Source organism: Moorella glycerini (assembly GCF_009735625.1).
Classification (GTDB): Bacteria; Bacillota; DSM-521; order Neomoorellales; family Neomoorellaceae; genus Neomoorella; species Neomoorella glycerini.
In genome coordinates this window covers 2,481,193-2,496,169 of sequence record NZ_CP046244.1, presented here as the reverse complement: position 1 = coordinate 2,496,169, position 14,977 = coordinate 2,481,193, and the positions used below count along the sequence as shown (strand labels likewise).

Here is a 14,977-nt window from a genome sequence, read left to right as displayed (position 1 = left end):
AGGCGTAATTCCCCCTCATATCTCCGGTAGGCCTGCCAAAAGTTGAGCGATTGTCGTCACTTAGGACGGCACATCGCTCAGGCAGTTCTACCAAAACTTCAACTACAAACCGGAATCAACCATCTCTGAGGCACAGGAGCCTCCTTTGGGAAAGAAATCTTTGCCGGTACTTTAATCTGAATTGCTCCGACAGCTGTCTGGATACGAAGGCGCAAGTAGCCCACAGGAGTTTCCAGCCCTGCCAGTAGACCCTGTCCCCCGGCCCGTTAATCCGGTAGTAAAGTACGCCCAAAAAGACCACCACGATACCGATAATAATGATCCCACCGGGAATAGACCGCCCCAGAGCAAAGACGAGCAGCCCTAAGAATAACGCCACCGCCAGTTTTTCCAGGTAAGGGTGTTGCGCGTAGAAGAGGGTATATTCTTTACCGGGCGTTTTACCGTAACGCAAGAGGTAACGCCCCTCCGCGCTGTAAGAGGCAACGTATATTGCCAGGCGCTGGCAGTAGACGAGGAGGCAGGGGAAAAACAGCGGCCACACTCCCGTTATGGCGCATAACCCGGCGGCAAACCTGACCACGGAACCGCTGGCTGCCACCCCGGCGTTAAGCAGCGGCAGCCTTTTGACGGTGTCGTACCAAAGCTGGATTGCCGGCAAAAGCAGCGCCAGGGGCAGCATCTTAGGCTGGTGCCAAAGCAAAAAAATGATCCCGGTTATCATACGTAGAGCAGCCAGGGCGGGCAACCACTTTACCGGCAAATCCCCGCCCGCCGCAGCTCGCTCCCTTTTCCGTGGGTGAAGCCGATCGCTTGCGGCATCTTTATAGTCGTTAAGCCAGTATTTGGCTTGATTGACCAGAAACTCGGTTCCCAACCAGGCAACGGCGATATCAACTACCGAAAAGTGGTGGCTCTGGGCTACCCCATAGGCAATGCCACCCCAGAAGTAGATCGCGCCGCCTGTAATAGCTCCCGGACGGGGCAACAAGAAGTATAAAGCGAGACTTTTCAATTTATCCTGGTGCAAATTTTGATAATCCCTCTTAACTATGGCGGCTCACCTACTTCTCCTCACCCCGCTGTAGCAGCCGGTCTACCTTTTCTTCCAGCCGCAACAGGTCGTCCCGGGAGGGCAGGTTTAATTCACCCAGCACCCGCTCCATTTCCTGGCGGATGACTTTTTGTACCTCTTCCCGCTCTTTTTTACCCCGTTCCAGCAGGTCATTTACCAGTTCCCTGGCCTCTTCCTGCCCCATTTCCCCTTTCTTCACCAGTTCGTCCACCAATTTTTCCGCCGCTTCCCTGGTTAAGGCTATGGCTCCCCAACCCAGGGCAAAGGCCTTGCGTACCAATTCTTTCATGTGTTACTCCTCCTCAATTTTTGTAATGCTAATATCTGTGCAATCCCTCATCAGGTAACCCAAATATCCCCTATATCCCCAAATATCTTGCCAAGAGAATTAAGTGGCTTTTTCCCACATCTCTTCCAGGAAATCCATAAGCAGGGCCTGTTCGGATTGGCTGAGCTTGGCCAGATTCCCCTGGAATCTGGCCAGATGGCCGGTCATCTGGGACAGCAGCGGAAACTGGGGGGCTGTTTTCAGCATACTGCCCATGGCGGCGCCGGCAAACATGGCCAGTCCCGTTTCCGCCTTGGTCGCATTCATCACCATGCTTTTAACCAGTCCGAGGCTCTTTTCACTGAGGGTTTGTAGTTGCGCGATTAAAAAGGCGATCATGTACGCGCTGAAAATCAAAGGGCGTTCCAGGCCGGGCAGTTCCGCCATCAGTTGTTCGATCAATTCCCTGGGATTGTTCTTTTTCAGTTCTTCGCACAGGGACAACAACCGTTCTTTAACTTGCCGCCATTCCTTAACAGGAACCTTCTCCTCCAGGGTTTTCCCTGACAGCACCGCCTCAGCCAGGCGGGTAGGCGCGAACAGCACCATCGCCCGGCCGGGAAACTTTTCTCCCTGGTTCACTTCGTACTGGCTGGCCAAAAAACCTTCCTTTTCCAATGTTTTCAGCATCTCGTAAGCGCTCCACTTGCTGACTCCCAGCAGTTCGGCCACCCGCGCGTAATGCACCGGCAAGTTGGTAGCTTCGTAAAGCTGTTTAATCTTTTGCAGGAAGTCCAGGCGCCGCCGGGTGATGCGCATTATATTTTCCTCCCCCAGGTTAGTTATTGCTCTCAATTAATATTATCACCCCCCTGTGCCGGCCCCGTCAAGGGCGGTATCATTTTAACGAAATAAAGCATGTTTTCAGGTCAGGATACGGTCTTCGAGGCTTGCCGGGACCGTAGCTCCGCTACCGCCTCCGCCCAGGATAGTTGGTTTATAAGAAGTTGCCGATGGGCGATAAGATAAACCACAATTTCCCCAATTTCCCCGTTTTCTTAACTATAATACGCCTTCTGAATGATGTCAAGATGGCTAACAGGACGATGTGATCCATCAGTGATATTTTGGTGCTCTTTTCCGGCCTGCTGAGGATTTAAAGTCGAATATATCCCGAAAAAGCGGCATGATAGCGAAATGGAGTGGCGGGATATATGGATATGGATAAGTTGGAAGGAACTCAAATTTTTATAAATTATAACCAGGAGTGTTAAATATAGGATATATGGAGAAATTATGAAGGAATAATATGGCGGGTAACCGGAATGGTAAAGGTAAACCTGGTACCCTGGCCAGGCTGGCTTTCGACCCAGATTCTACCCCCATGGGCTTCAACGAAACCTTTGGCAATGGCCAGGCCCAGCCCCGCTCCCCCCTGGGCCCTGCTCCGGGACTTATCGGGCCGGTAAAACCTTTCAAAGACATAGGGGAGATCGGCAGCTGCGATCCCCGGGCCGGTATCAGCCACTGAAACGCTAACTTCGCCGGACTTCTCCTTGATGGTTACCCCTACCTGGCCCTGCGGGGGCGTATAACGCAGGGCATTGCCCAGGAGGTTAATTAAGACCTGGGTAAGGCGGTCCCTGTCCCCTTTTACCTGTATTTCCTGTCCCTCAGCATTAAGGGTTAGAGTAATATTTTTACCTTCAGCTTCAACCTGGAAGAAATTCAACACCTTCTGCACTGCCTCAACCAGGTTGAAAGTTTCCTGGTGCAGGGGTAGTTTTTTCGCTTCGGCCAGGCTCAGTTCCTGTAAATCATGAACCAGCCGGGAGAGGCGCAGGATCTCATCATGCAAGGACATTATTACTTCCGGCTTTGCCTCCAGGGCTCCTGCCTGGAGGGATTCCAGTTGACCCCGCAGGACGGTTAGAGGTGTGCGCAGTTCATGGGCCACATCAGCAACCAGGTTGCGGCGCATGGCCTCATATTTTTCCAGCCGGGCAGCCATGTCGTTAAAGGCTGTCACCAGCTGGACGATTTCTTCATCGCCGGTTAGGACCAGGCGCTGTTCCCAGCCGCCGGCATCCAGCCTGTGGACTGCCTTTGTAAGTTTGCTCAAGGGCCCGGCTATCCGCCGGGCCAGGAAAAAGCCTGCCAGGCCGGCCAGGATTAATACCGCTATACCTGCCAGGATGATCGCCACGGTAACGGAGCGGGTAAAAAGGTCTTCCTGGGACAGGACACCCGGTGGGGTTGTAGTAGTCAACCACAGGGTACCCACCCTCTGGCCATTAACGATAATCGCTGTACCCTGCGCCAATTCCTGTTCGGACAGTCTTTCACCTAACCTGAGCCCATAAGTATCAGCAACAACAAGGCTACTGCTATCGGCCAGGATCACCCTTTCTAAACCGGTCCGACCCCAGCCCAACCCCTGCCCCCGCCCCATACCCTGCCCCCGGACCATGCCCTGGCCCCGGCCGCCGTGCCATGGGGTATTAAAAAGCTCCTGGACCCCGGTCCAGTCCCCTCTGTCGCGGTAATAAGCGGTAAAAAAATCGGCCCACACCTGCTGGCGTTTCCAGGCTACCTCATCCAGGTACCCATGAAAGAAAGTCCTGGTGGCCCAGCCTACGGCAACCGCCAGGGTCGCTACCGCCAGGAGAACTACCATGATAAAGGCCAGGGTTAACCTGGTCCTGAGTTTCAACCCGCTCACCCTTTTCTGCCCGGAATCTATCCTTCGCCAAATTTATACCCCACACCGTAAACGGTGAGAATGTAGCGCGGATTGGCCGGGTCGTCTTCGATTTTACGGCGCAGGTTGCTGATATGGGTGTCAATGGACCTTTCATATCCCTGGTATGCTTCGCCCAGGGCCGCATCCAGGAGCTGCAGCCGGCTGTACACCCGGCCCGGATGCTGGAACAAAACAGATAAAAGATTAAATTCCGTCGGAGTAAGGTTCAGGGGCTGTCCCTTTTTGTATACCTGGAGGCCACTAAAATCTATGGTCAAATCGCCCCTGGTCTGCACCGTATTTTTGGGCTGTTCCTGGCCACCGGTACGGCGCAAGACGGCCCGGATACGCGCCGCCAGCTCGGCTAAACTGAAGGGCTTGGTGATGTAATCGTCGGCTCCCAGCTCCAGTCCTAAAAGTTTGTCTATTTCCTCAGCTTTAGCCGTGAGCATGATGATAGGGACCTGGCTTTCCTTCCTGATTTCCCGGCAGACATCGAGACCGCTCAAGCCCGGCAGCATTAAATCTAAAATAATCAGGTCGGGCTTTTCCTGGCGCGCTTTTTTTAGCCCCATGACTCCATCAGCAGCTATTAAGACTGCAAACTGTTCCTTAAGTAAATATTGCTGGATCATAGTGGCTATTTTTTCTTCATCTTCGATGATTAAAATTTTCTTTTTATCCATCCTTTTCCTCCCCGGGGAGGCTATGTTATTAACTGTTTCGCTACCAGCAGTGTTTTTCCTTTATTTCTCCTGGTTTAAGAATACCCAGGGGGTAATCCCCCTGGGTAGACACAACTACGGGAACCTTCCTGAAAACCTTTAACTGGATGGTTAAAACTACCCGTACAGGTTACTGTTGACTGCTAGCCTGGCCGCGGCCAAAGCCTGCACCCTGGCCGGCCCGCCCCCTTGGCCCGGCCTGCATCCCCTGGCGGGCTCCGCTATTGCCCGGGGCACCGGCCTTCCAGCCGCCCCGGCCCTGGCCATTGGGACCAACTGTCGTCCGTTCAAGGTTCTGCCCAATCCTCTCCTTCATGTTTTCCAGGCAGTAACTGGCCTGCTCCGGGGTTATCTGGCCGGCGGCCACCTTTTCATCCAGGAGCTTTTGCCGTTCAGCCGTTATCGTGTCTACCAGCTGGTCTTTACTAATCCCGTGTTCAGCGGCAATCCCGGCTATGGATTTACCGGCCTGGCGCTCGGCCCTTAAGTCTGCCAGGTCCAAGCCCAGGATTTTGCTGAGTATACCGAGCATCCCTCCCTGGGCTCGCCCCAACCCCAAGCCTAAACCTGGACCATAAGTAGTCTGGGTGGACTGAACCGGGGTACCTGCGGCTGCCAGGGAAGACCCGGGCTGGGTTGCCACCAGGAATCCTCCCAGCACCAGCGGGGCTGCCACAGCAGCCAGTATCTTTTTGCCCTTCGTCACCTTACATCATCCCTTTCTTTTTTTCTCGAAACAACCAGGCCTGTTGTTTCTTGGTTTAGGAATAGCATACCCCAGGAGTCTCAGGATATTATCGAGAAAATGTTAAGAAGTTCTTAAGATCAAGGGATATAATGCTTTTTATCTAAAGAATAAATAAAGACTTTCCGCAACGATAAAGGCCTCAGAGGCCTGCAAGGAATCTGGCTGGGGCGGGATGCCCCGCCTCTAATTATAACTGGATTAGATGAACTGGTTACAGTTTACACCGGGCGGGAAAAGCTTGCAAGGGTTTATAACCCAACTTTGACACTAAAACTTCTATTTCAAGGGCTTAAAGACCACCAAGACTAGTAATATCAACGATCTTTCTCTACCGAAGTCGGCAAAACGTAGTGAAAACAAATCTGCCTTAGAGTATTTTCACGCCGGGCATCTCTTGGTATAATAGTAATGACGATAACCGAGGTGATGCCCCTTTGTTCCCCCGTATTATCACTACCAGGCGCGGCGGCCATACCTACCATTATCTGGTCCTGGTAGAATCCTACCGGGAAAAAGGCAAGGTAAAACAGCGCCAGGTTGGGCATTTAGGCAACATCGACCAGTATTCCCAGGAAGAGATACAGCGGCTTATTAATAAACTGCGGGAATTCCTTAAGGAAGATGAGCTGGGCACTGTTAAGGACCTCCAGACCTTCGGCACCAAGCATTATGGTATCCCCTATGTGGTGAATTTTTTCTGGGAGCGACTGGACCTGGACGCCTTCTTTAAAAACTATCTCCAAAATCGTCAAGTAGAGATGGATGTGGCCTTATGCACCAAGATTATGATTTTAAACCGCCTCATCGCTCCTAAAAGCAAGCTTGGAGTATCCCAATGGTTAAGGCAAATTTACCTGCCGGAACTGGAAGAGAAACAGCCTGAGTTGCATCATTTTTACCGTACTCTTGACGTCCTGGAAGAAATGAAGGATTATCTGGAACGCCACTTGTACAACCGGCTTACGGATCTCTTGAGTTATCAGCTTAACCTGGTGTTTTACGACTTGACCAGCAGCTACTTTGAAGGTACCCATTGCCCCCTGGCCAGGTTCGGTTATTCCCGCGACCACCGGCCGGACTGCCGGCAAATTAATATTGGCCTCCTGGTGACTCCGGAAGGCATGCCTATTGCCCACCAGGTATTTGAAGGTAATATACCTGATAAAGTAACCGTGGCTGGCGCCATCGAACAACTTAAGCAAAAGTTTGCCATCAAGAGCTGTATTTTCGTGGGCGACCGGGGTATGCTGACCAGTCATAATTTAGAAGAACTCAAGGAGGCTAACTTCCGTTATATCCTGGGCTTTCATAAACGCGGCCGGGAAGTGAGCGATGAACTACTGGCCAGGTACCAAAACCTCGAAGAATACCAGCTAATAGACGGCGATAACCCCCTCTTTTATGTGGAAGTACCACCAGAGCAGGTACAGGCTCCCCCTAAAGAAAACTTGGTAGAGGGAGAAGAGGAAGAAAAGGAAAACTTCGAGCCTCCGGTTCGCTATATCCTTTGCCACAATCCTCTCAAAGCCCAAGAGGATTATGAATTTCGGGTCAAAGCGATAGAAGAAGCCAGGATAAAATTGCAAGAGCTGAAAGACAGGCTGGCCCGGGAAACCCCGCGGCGGGGGCGCAAGCCTACCACAAAAGGAGTCATGCTTAAAGCAGCTGCTATCCTTAACAAGAAGGGCCTTGCTCCAATTTTTGATATTACTTATGACGGCAAGTCTTTCAACTTTGAAATTAATGAGCCGGCTCTGGCTAAAGAGGCTTTGCGGGACGGCAAATTTTTAATCCAGACTAATGCTGACCTGCCAGCTGAGGAGGTAATTGCCGCCTATAAAAACCTGCTCCAGGTAGAAACCGCCTTTCGCCATATCAAGGACTTCATTCGCTTGAGGCCTATCTACCACTACAACGAAAGTCGGGTTAAGGGACACATCTTTATATGTGTGCTGGCTTATCTCTTTGAAAAATGGCTGGAGGTGATACATCGCCGATATATTGAAGATGAGATTTTTAAGGCGAAACAAATCCCTGATCCTGAAAGTCAAGAAAGAGAGTTACGCCGCTGGAAGGTTGCCCATAAAAGCGGCCGCCGTATCCTGGAATTATTAGAAGAGATAAAGGCTGTTGACCAGCAGTTTCTTGATAAGCGGATTTATAGTATCACCCAGCCCGGACAAAGCCAGAGTGAATTGTTAAAAATTTTGGGCCTTCCACTTCCACCTAAAATTTTAACCTTCAGGTAGCCACTAAGAGCCCCAGAAAGGGGTTGTAGTGACAATTGTCCCTATGGACCCCTTGATTTTTAAGGGGCGGTGTCAAAGTTGGGTTATAAGCTCCATGGAGAAGTCAGTATTGACTTAGAAATCTACTGGAAATAAAAAAGCCCTGCCTACTACTAGCAGGCGGGGCGTTTTTGCATGTCTAAGGGGACAGCGGTTGCGCCCAGAATAGCGCGGTTTATTACTGATACTGCCTTATCTGGCCTATACCGGCCGGGCTGTAAGTATTAATCATGGTGCTTGTCGTTACGTCCTTCATGGTCGGTACCTGGTAATAGCCTTTTTGATTCATGTACTGCCATACTTCATAAGCCTGCTCGGCGCAGTTAATGGCCCCCTGCTGGATCATGCGCCGCAGTTCCAGGTCAGCACATTCTAAGGAAGCCATCATTCTAAAGGCTGCTGAAGCCTTATGGCATCCCAGCATGCCGCTGGCTACATCCCGGTCATCCATGTCGTGAATAGAGGTATTCGGCATTTGGGTTTCCGGGTTATTTAAGCCGTAAACCGGGGTAGCCGTTCGGGGTACGCGGTAAGGCACCGCCTGGGTGATACCGCGCTGGTTGATGGCTTGAACCATGTTATTGTACTCCTGGGTCATAAATTGCAGCTGTTTGTCCAGGATAGAACGGAGCTGGTGGTCTTTGACGTGGGGGCGGTACAACTGGAATTGATTGATCCCATCGATAGTGTCGCTCAAAACTTCATGGATTTCCATTACTTCATGGGCGCCGTACTGGGCCGCCATAAAAATCTCCTCCTGAAAAAGATAGTTTGGGTCGAAAGTTATTATGTCCCCCTCCCGGGTAAATTATTTAACCAGTCTGGCCGGAAATCCCTTTTCCTCCAGGGAGTACGCTCTGTCAACGTGCCTTCCCTTTCCGTTATACATTCTGTCACCCTAAGGCTTCCTTTTTATATCCCAAAGGATTAAAATACAGGTAGTGTGTCAACAATGCAAAATAAAAAGGAAGCGTAAAAGTGGCAGAACAAGGGACAATGGGACTGGCCCGCTCAGTAGCTATCATGAGCCTGGCTGCCGGCGTGTCACGGATTCTTGGTTTTTTACGCAATACAGCTATTTCCGCCCTGTTTGGCCAGAACCAGCTGACCGACATGCTCAATACCTCCTTTGTTATCCCGGATACCATCTATTTAATTCTGGTGGGCGGCGGGGTTAGCTCGGCCTTTATCCCGGTACTGGCCAGTTACCTGGCGGAAGAGAATGAAGATGCCGTCTGGCAAACAGTAAGCATTGCCTTTAATCTGGTCCTGACCCTGGTAGGAGTAGCCGTAATCCTGGGGATGATCTGGGCTCCCTGGCTGGTACACCTGATAGCCCCGGGCTTTGAGGCTGAGCAAGTAGCTTATACCGCCTATCTGACCCGGATTGTCCTCCTGGCCATCCTTTTTCACTGCCTGAATGGGGTCTTAATGGGGACAGAGTACGCCTACCAGTCCTTTATAGGGACGGCCATTGGCCCCCTGGTATATAACGCTGCCATTATCGTTTTTGGCCTCGCCCTGGCCGGTAAATACAGCATCGCCGCCTTTGCCATTTCTACCCTGATTGGCGCGGCCCTGAATTTCCTGGTGCAGGTCTGGGGGGTATGGCACCTTAAGCCCCGCTACCGGCTGGTCCTGGACCTTAAGAACCCAGGCATCCGTAGGATTTTTAAACTAATGCTGCCGGTAACCATTGGCCTTTCCATTGCCCAGTTAAACCTTTTCTTTAACCAGACTTTCATTGCCTCCTACCTGCCCCGGGGTTCCATTAATGCCCTGACCATCTCCAGCCGGGTGGTGCTGGTGCCCATCCTCTTCGCCTCATCCATGGGGATTGCCCTTCTGCCGGCCCTGACCCGTATTGCCATGGAGGGGGATTATAGTTCCTTTACCCGTTACCTGGCGGGCTCTTTAAGGGCCGTGGTCTTCATCTCCATCCCGGCCACGGTAGGTCTAATTGCCCTGGGGCAACCGGTGGTCAGGGTCCTCTTCCAGCATGGCCGCTTTACCAGTGCCGACACCCTGGCCACTACCGAAGCCCTGGTCTTTTATTCCCTGGGGATAACGGCCTATGGTGCCTATGAGATCTTGAGCCGGGCCTTCTATGCCACCCAGGATACGGTAACCCCCCTGAAGATTGGCCTGGTTACCCTGGCAGCAGGTACCGCCTTGAACTTTACCCTGGGACCGGCCTTTGGTATCCGCGGCCTGGCCCTGGCCTACTCCCTGGCCGGTTGCGTCAACGTCGCCCTGCTGCTCTATTACCTGCGGCGCAAGGTGCAAACCTCCCTGGAAGGTCGCCGGTTGCTGCAAACTGCTATGAAAAGTCTCCTGGCAGCTCTGGTCATGGGCCTTCTCCTGACCCTGGCAGCCGGCCATCTTTTGCTACCGGTAACCTGGCCCCGCCTGGTACGGGAGGGACTGGAACTGGCCCTGCTGATTACCCTGGGGATTTTAAGTTACGGCGGCCTGACGTGGTTGTTGCGCATGGAGGAACTGGCCATGTTTCTAAATATCCTCAGCCGCCGCCTGCACCGTTCCCGGGCCGCAACGGGCTAGAGGTGGTTGAAAAGATGTTCCGCACTTTCCTGGCTATCTGGACTGGTCGGCTGGTTGCCCTGGTATCCCGCTGGTTGAAGCGAGGGGGTACCTCCCTGCCGGGCTATCTAGCCTTGAAGATTGACCCGCAGTTAATGGGCCGTATAACATCCAGGTATGAAAAAGTTATTATCGTTACCGGGACCAACGGCAAAACGACGACCACCAACCTCCTGGCGAGTATTTTACGGGCCGCCGGGTTAAAGGTGGTTCATAATAGCGAGGGGGCCAATATGCCAGCCGGCGTGGCCACGGCCCTCCTTGCCCGGCGGGGGGAAGTTGCTGTCCTGGAAGTAGATGAAGGCACCCTGGGCCTGGTTACCCGGCAGGTCAAGGCCGATATGGTGATTATTACGAATTTATTGCGGGATCAGCTGGACCGCTACCATGAGCTGGAACAGCTGGCAGCGGCCATCAGCCGCGCCCTGGCAGCCATCCCGGCGGCTACCCTGATGCTCAACGCCGATGATTCCCTGGTAACCTCTTTAAGCCAGGTAAGGGAGAATGTCCATTATTTTGGCCTGGCCCGGACCCCCTGGAGCCAGGCGACAACCAGTGAAGTCCTGGAGGGCCATATCTGTCCCCGCTGCCGCCGGCCCCTCCAGTTTAATTTCTACCATTACAGCCACCTGGGGAATTATTACTGCCCGCAGTGTTCCTACAGCCGCCCCCCGGCCGATTATGAAGCCCGGGAATTAGAGCTAAGTTCCGCGGGCGCCCGGTTTGACCTGGTTTACCCGGCCGGAAAACTGGTCCTCCGGACCCCTATGCCGGGGATTTATAATGTCTATAATGTCCTGGCCGCTGCCAGTGCCGCCCTGCTATTAAAGATTGACCCGGTAACCATTGCCTGGGTGGTGGCGACCTTCCTCCCGGGCCAGGGCCGGGCTGAAACTTTTAGCCTCAGGGATAAACGATTGACCCTGATGTTAGTAAAAAATCCTACCGGCTTGAGCGTGGCCTTAAAAACCCTGACTGCCGGCCGCGGGAAAGCGACTTATCTCCTGGCCATCAATGACCTGGCCGCCGACGGCCGCGACGTCTCCTGGCTGTGGGATGCCGATGTCAGTCCCTTGTTACAGGCTCCTTACAACCGGATTATCTGCGCCGGCCTCCGGGCCGGCGATATGGCCATTTGTCTCAAATACCAGGGGGTAAAAGAGGCGGACCTGAAGGTTATCCCCGACCAGGAAGAAAGCGTCGACTTTTTACTGGGAGAACCAGTCGACGAAGGCCTGATTCTCTGTACCTATACCAACCTGGCCCTTTACCGCCGCATCCTGAAAGCAAGGGGGGCTGTCAGTGAAGTTACGCCTCTGCCATCTCTATCCGGAACTCCTTAACCTCTACGGCGACCGGGGTAATGTCTTAATCCTTCGCCGCCGGGCCGAGTGGCGGGGTATTGAGGTGGAAGTGACCCGGATCTCCCTGGGGGATAAGCTGGACCCGAAGGACTATGACCTTTTCTTCCTGGGTGGCGGACCCGACCAGGAGCAGGGGGTGGCCAGTGCCGATTTAGTTGCTAAAGGTCCCTGGCTCAAAGAGGCGGTAGAAGCAGGCGCCGCCCTGATGGCCATCTGCGGCGGCTACCAGCTCCTCGGCGAGTATTACCGCACCAGTACAGGGGAAACATTACCCGGCGTAGGCCTTTTTGCTGCCTATACCGAAGCCGGGAACAAGCGCTTGAAGGGTAATATTGCCATCCAGGTGGAGGAGTTAGGTACGGACCGGCCGGTGATTGGTTTTGAAAACCACGGCGGCCGCACTTTCCTGAAGGGAGCCCGGCCCCTGGGCCGGGTAATTTACGGCGATGGCAACAACGGCACCGACCAGACGGAGGGAGCCCGGTACCGGAACGCCATCGGCACCTACCTCCACGGCCCTTTATTGAGTAAGAACCCGCACCTGGCCGATTATCTCCTCCGGCTGGCCCTGCAGCGTCGTTATGGCGAAGTAGAACTGCCACCTCTGGACGATACTTTGGAGCTGGCTGTCAATCAATCAGTTTACCAGCGCTTCTTGCCCAAAAAAGGCAAATGGTAAACAATTTGATCATTAACAACAGCGCCCGGGATCGCACCTCCGGGCGTCATTGATACCACAACATCAGTTTTTTGCGGCTACGCAATTTTACAGTTTCGTACGGCTTCTGCCATGGCCAGCAAGTTTTCCGGCGGCACATCCCCCTGAACATTGTGGGCAGGGGCCAGAATAAAACCGCCCCCGGCGCCCAGGGTGGCAATATGTCACCGCAGGAATACAGTAGCACCTTGCCTTGGGGGTTATACTTGTGCAAGGTTTCCCTGGCAAAAGTTATTAATGTTTTAAGGCGAGGTTTAACCTTCATCATAAGGATCGGGCCATGGATATCTGGCCAGATCTTCCACCTGGGCGTCTTTCAAAGGATGCCCAACCATTTCAATGTAGTAAAGCCCTCAGCCAAATCAACCCGCTGCCGCGTGATACCCCATTCGTCGACCATAGTACCATCGGCGTTTATCTTTACCGGGCGCTTCTTGGGCCCTTTAGCATGGACTCTGATAAAATCGACCCCTAAAAGGGACAGTACCTCGGGTTCAACCTAGGCAATGTCGCTGGCGGGCCCAAAGGGCGTTTCTACCTTGACGAAACCCAGATGCTCCCGCAATCTATTATAAGCTGCAATTGTAAGGGGCAAATCGAAGGGGACCCGATCGGGAACTTGATGGTCCAACGCGGTTAGGACCCGCTGACGTGGGGTCATTGTTTCCACTTAAACTCACCTCCGAGTAATTCCCATATTGGGCTTTTCAGTACACGCTCCACCTTGCTCCTTATAAAATAACCACATCTTCCGCGCTTATTTGCTCTGGTTTCTGTGGAAATTTTTACCCAAATATTTCCACCAAATTCTTTTCAAAAGGCGGGTAGATTACACCCTTTTCCGTAATGATACCGGTAATCAAGCGATGGGGCGTAATATCGAAAGCAGGATAGAGGGCTTTGGTACCAGGTTCTGCAATGGGCTGTCCCGCTAGAGTTAACACTTCTTCGGCAGGCCGCATCTCTACCGGAATAGTATCGCCGCTGGGTGTATTCAAATCAATGGTATGGCTTGAGGTAGCCGTATAAAAGGGCACGTTGTTGTCGTAAGCCGCCAAAGCGTGAAGGTACGTTCCGATTTTATTGGCCAGATCGCCGTTACGGGCCACCCGGTCCGAACCTACCACCACCAAATTAACCATACCCTTTTCCAGGCAAAAGCCCGACATGTTGTCGGTAATCAAGGTAAAGGGAATACCCAGGCGTTTGAGCTCCCAGGCCGTAATACGCGCCCCCTGCAGGTAGGGGCGGGTTTCATTGACCAGGACGCTGATTTTTTTGCCCTGTTCCCAGGCGCGCCTGATAACAGATAACGCCCGTCCGCCGTAACCGGCTCCGGCCAGGGCGCCGGAGTGGCAATGGGTCATAATGGTATCCCCGTCGTGGATTAAGGCTGCACCGGCCTCACCCAGGGCCAGTTCAAAATTCAACTGCCGGTGGACGATATCTATCAACCGCTGTACCACCTGTTCTTTAAATTGCCGGGGATCTAGATCGGTCCCGATTTCATCCACGGTTTTGGCCAGGTTAACTGCCGTTGGCCGGGTAGCTTTAAGGGCAGCCAGGTCCCTTTGGAAGGCTTCCAGGTTGTCGTTCTTTAAGCTGGCCAGATAGGCTCCCCAGGCACCGGCAAGCCCTAGGGCCCCGGAACCACGAATGGTCATATCTTTAATTGCCGTGCATAGCTCTACTACGGTATAAATTTCAAGGTAAACTGTCTTAAAGGGTAACCGGGTCTGGTCAAGTAAAACGACCTTTTCACCTTCACCCCAGATAGGAAGAAGTAATTCTCGCTCTCTTAATTCTTGTACCAGCGCATTTACCAGTTGCGTCATAATTTTCCCCCCAGAGCCTTAATCTGGAGCATCGCCAGGGCCGTTTTGGCGTTATCCTCCAGGTAATCCATTAAATCATAGGCTTCCCGGAGGTTTTTCCCTACCGTTACGGCCCCGTGTTCAACCATGGTAATGGTGTTAATACCGGTGCCCTGGTACTGCTCAATAACCAGCCTGGCCAGTTCTGCAGAACCAGGCTGAGCAAAAGGTATATTGGGCACCTGTTTCAGGTAAGCCCGGGCGGACACTGTAACCAGTGGTAAGGAGCCGTAGGTGTTGGCAAAGGCTATAGCATAGGGCGGGTGGGCATGGAGGACAGCTCTCACTTCCGGCCGGCAGCGATAAATACCGAGATGAAAGTTAATCTCTTTGGACGGTTTTCCCTGCCCTTCAACCAGATTGCCGTCTATGTCTACTAGTATACAATCTACCGCCTGAACCCGGCCCAGGGAACAGCCGCTCCTTTTAATCAGGACATAATCGCTATCCGGGATGCGGACGCTGATATTACCTCCGGAACCGCTGCTAAGCCCGCGTCTATAAACTTCATGACAAACTTCAATTAATTCATCACGCAATTGTTCCAACATCTTTTGTATCCCCCCGCTTTTA

14 protein-coding genes are annotated in these 14,977 nt (G+C 52.8%); 5 read left to right on the top strand and 9 right to left on the bottom strand.

Going from position 1 to position 14,977, the window contains the following annotated elements; genetic code table 11:
• Nucleotides 1-115: 115 nt before the first annotated feature.
• Entirely contained in the window at nucleotides 116-892 is a 777-nt protein-coding gene (locus tag MGLY_RS12415; protein WP_246187496.1) for a UbiA family prenyltransferase, read from the bottom strand.
• Between MGLY_RS12415 and MGLY_RS18305 the strand changes: the two genes are divergently transcribed.
• Nucleotides 800-1,000, top strand: coding sequence for a hypothetical protein (locus MGLY_RS18305; protein WP_246187521.1), 201 nt, complete (start codon nucleotides 800-802; stop codon nucleotides 998-1,000). The genes MGLY_RS12415 and MGLY_RS18305 overlap by 93 nt on opposite strands.
• A 64-nt stretch (nucleotides 1,001-1,064) precedes the next feature.
• Here the strand turns inward: MGLY_RS18305 and MGLY_RS12410 are convergent, their stop codons facing one another.
• From MGLY_RS12410 to MGLY_RS12390, 5 genes are all read right to left on the bottom strand, one after another.
• Nucleotides 1,065-1,364 carry a phasin family protein gene (locus MGLY_RS12410; RefSeq protein WP_156274284.1) on the bottom strand — a complete coding sequence of 100 codons (300 nt, stop codon included), beginning with the start codon at nucleotides 1,362-1,364 and terminating at the stop codon, nucleotides 1,065-1,067.
• A 99-nt stretch (nucleotides 1,365-1,463) separates the two neighbouring features.
• Nucleotides 1,464-2,162, bottom strand: coding sequence for a helix-turn-helix domain-containing protein (locus tag MGLY_RS12405; protein ID WP_156274282.1), 699 nt, complete (start codon nucleotides 2,160-2,162; stop codon nucleotides 1,464-1,466).
• Between the two features lie 475 nt (nucleotides 2,163-2,637).
• Nucleotides 2,638-4,065 carry a sensor histidine kinase gene (locus MGLY_RS12400; protein ID WP_170291058.1) on the bottom strand — a complete coding sequence of 476 codons (1,428 nt, stop codon included), beginning with the start codon at nucleotides 4,063-4,065 and terminating at the stop codon, nucleotides 2,638-2,640.
• Between the two features lie 17 nt (nucleotides 4,066-4,082).
• A complete protein-coding gene (locus tag MGLY_RS12395; RefSeq protein WP_106007030.1) occupies nucleotides 4,083-4,772 on the bottom strand; it encodes a response regulator transcription factor in 690 nt (229 codons plus the stop codon).
• Nucleotides 4,773-4,941: 169 nt separating this feature from the next.
• Nucleotides 4,942-5,517, bottom strand: coding sequence for a hypothetical protein (locus tag MGLY_RS12390; protein ID WP_156274278.1), 576 nt, complete (start codon nucleotides 5,515-5,517; stop codon nucleotides 4,942-4,944).
• 476 nt (nucleotides 5,518-5,993) lie between these two features.
• Here MGLY_RS12390 and MGLY_RS12385 point away from each other — a divergent pair, with 476 nt between their 5' ends.
• Complete coding sequence (locus tag MGLY_RS12385) at nucleotides 5,994-7,808, top strand: IS1634 family transposase (RefSeq protein WP_156272643.1); 1,815 nt, start codon at nucleotides 5,994-5,996, stop codon at nucleotides 7,806-7,808.
• Nucleotides 7,809-8,025: 217 nt separating this feature from the next.
• On the opposite strand, the gene MGLY_RS12380 is transcribed toward MGLY_RS12385, so the two are convergent.
• Nucleotides 8,026-8,592, bottom strand: a complete 567-nt coding sequence (locus MGLY_RS12380) for a spore coat protein (protein WP_156274276.1) — start codon at nucleotides 8,590-8,592, stop codon at nucleotides 8,026-8,028.
• Nucleotides 8,593-8,825: 233 nt separating this feature from the next.
• On the opposite strand from MGLY_RS12380, the gene murJ reads away from it, so the two are divergent.
• The 3 genes from murJ to MGLY_RS12365 are packed head-to-tail and all read left to right on the top strand — an operon-like array spanning nucleotide 8,826 to nucleotide 12,491.
• Nucleotides 8,826-10,409 carry a murein biosynthesis integral membrane protein MurJ gene (gene murJ, locus MGLY_RS12375; RefSeq protein ID WP_156274274.1) on the top strand — a complete coding sequence of 528 codons (1,584 nt, stop codon included), beginning with the start codon at nucleotides 8,826-8,828 and terminating at the stop codon, nucleotides 10,407-10,409.
• Between the two features lie 14 nt (nucleotides 10,410-10,423).
• Nucleotides 10,424-11,791: a Mur ligase family protein gene (locus tag MGLY_RS12370; protein WP_156274272.1), complete on the top strand. Its 1,368-nt coding sequence runs from the start codon at nucleotides 10,424-10,426 to the stop codon at nucleotides 11,789-11,791.
• On the top strand, nucleotides 11,751-12,491 hold the full coding sequence (locus tag MGLY_RS12365) for a type 1 glutamine amidotransferase (protein ID WP_156274270.1): 741 nt from the start codon (nucleotides 11,751-11,753) through the stop codon (nucleotides 12,489-12,491). Before MGLY_RS12370 ends, MGLY_RS12365 begins: the two co-directional genes overlap by 41 nt.
• Nucleotides 12,492-13,315: 824 nt before the next feature.
• Here MGLY_RS12365 and mtnA read toward each other — a convergent pair.
• Both mtnA and MGLY_RS12355 read right to left on the bottom strand, forming a co-directional pair.
• Entirely contained in the window at nucleotides 13,316-14,365 is a 1,050-nt protein-coding gene (gene mtnA, locus MGLY_RS12360; RefSeq protein WP_156274268.1) for an S-methyl-5-thioribose-1-phosphate isomerase, read from the bottom strand.
• Entirely contained in the window at nucleotides 14,362-14,955 is a 594-nt protein-coding gene (locus MGLY_RS12355; RefSeq protein WP_156274266.1) for a class II aldolase/adducin family protein, read from the bottom strand. Before MGLY_RS12355 ends, mtnA begins: the two co-directional genes overlap by 4 nt.
• Between the last annotated feature and the right edge of the window lie 22 nt (nucleotides 14,956-14,977).

Coding starts and splice junctions, on each gene's coding strand:
- MGLY_RS12410 (WP_156274284.1), bottom strand. CDS start 1,364: ATGAAAGAATTGGTACGCAAGGCCTTTGCCCTGGGTTGGGGAGCCATA.
- MGLY_RS12405 (WP_156274282.1), bottom strand. CDS start 2,162: ATGCGCATCACCCGGCGGCGCCTGGACTTCCTGCAAAAGATTAAACAG.
- MGLY_RS12395 (WP_106007030.1), bottom strand. CDS start 4,772: ATGGATAAAAAGAAAATTTTAATCATCGAAGATGAAGAAAAAATAGCC.
- MGLY_RS12380 (WP_156274276.1), bottom strand. CDS start 8,592: ATGGCGGCCCAGTACGGCGCCCATGAAGTAATGGAAATCCATGAAGTT.
- MGLY_RS12370 (WP_156274272.1), top strand. CDS start 10,424: ATGTTCCGCACTTTCCTGGCTATCTGGACTGGTCGGCTGGTTGCCCTG.
- mtnA (WP_156274268.1), bottom strand. CDS start 14,365: ATGACGCAACTGGTAAATGCGCTGGTACAAGAATTAAGAGAGCGAGAA.
- MGLY_RS12355 (WP_156274266.1), bottom strand. CDS start 14,955: ATGTTGGAACAATTGCGTGATGAATTAATTGAAGTTTGTCATGAAGTT.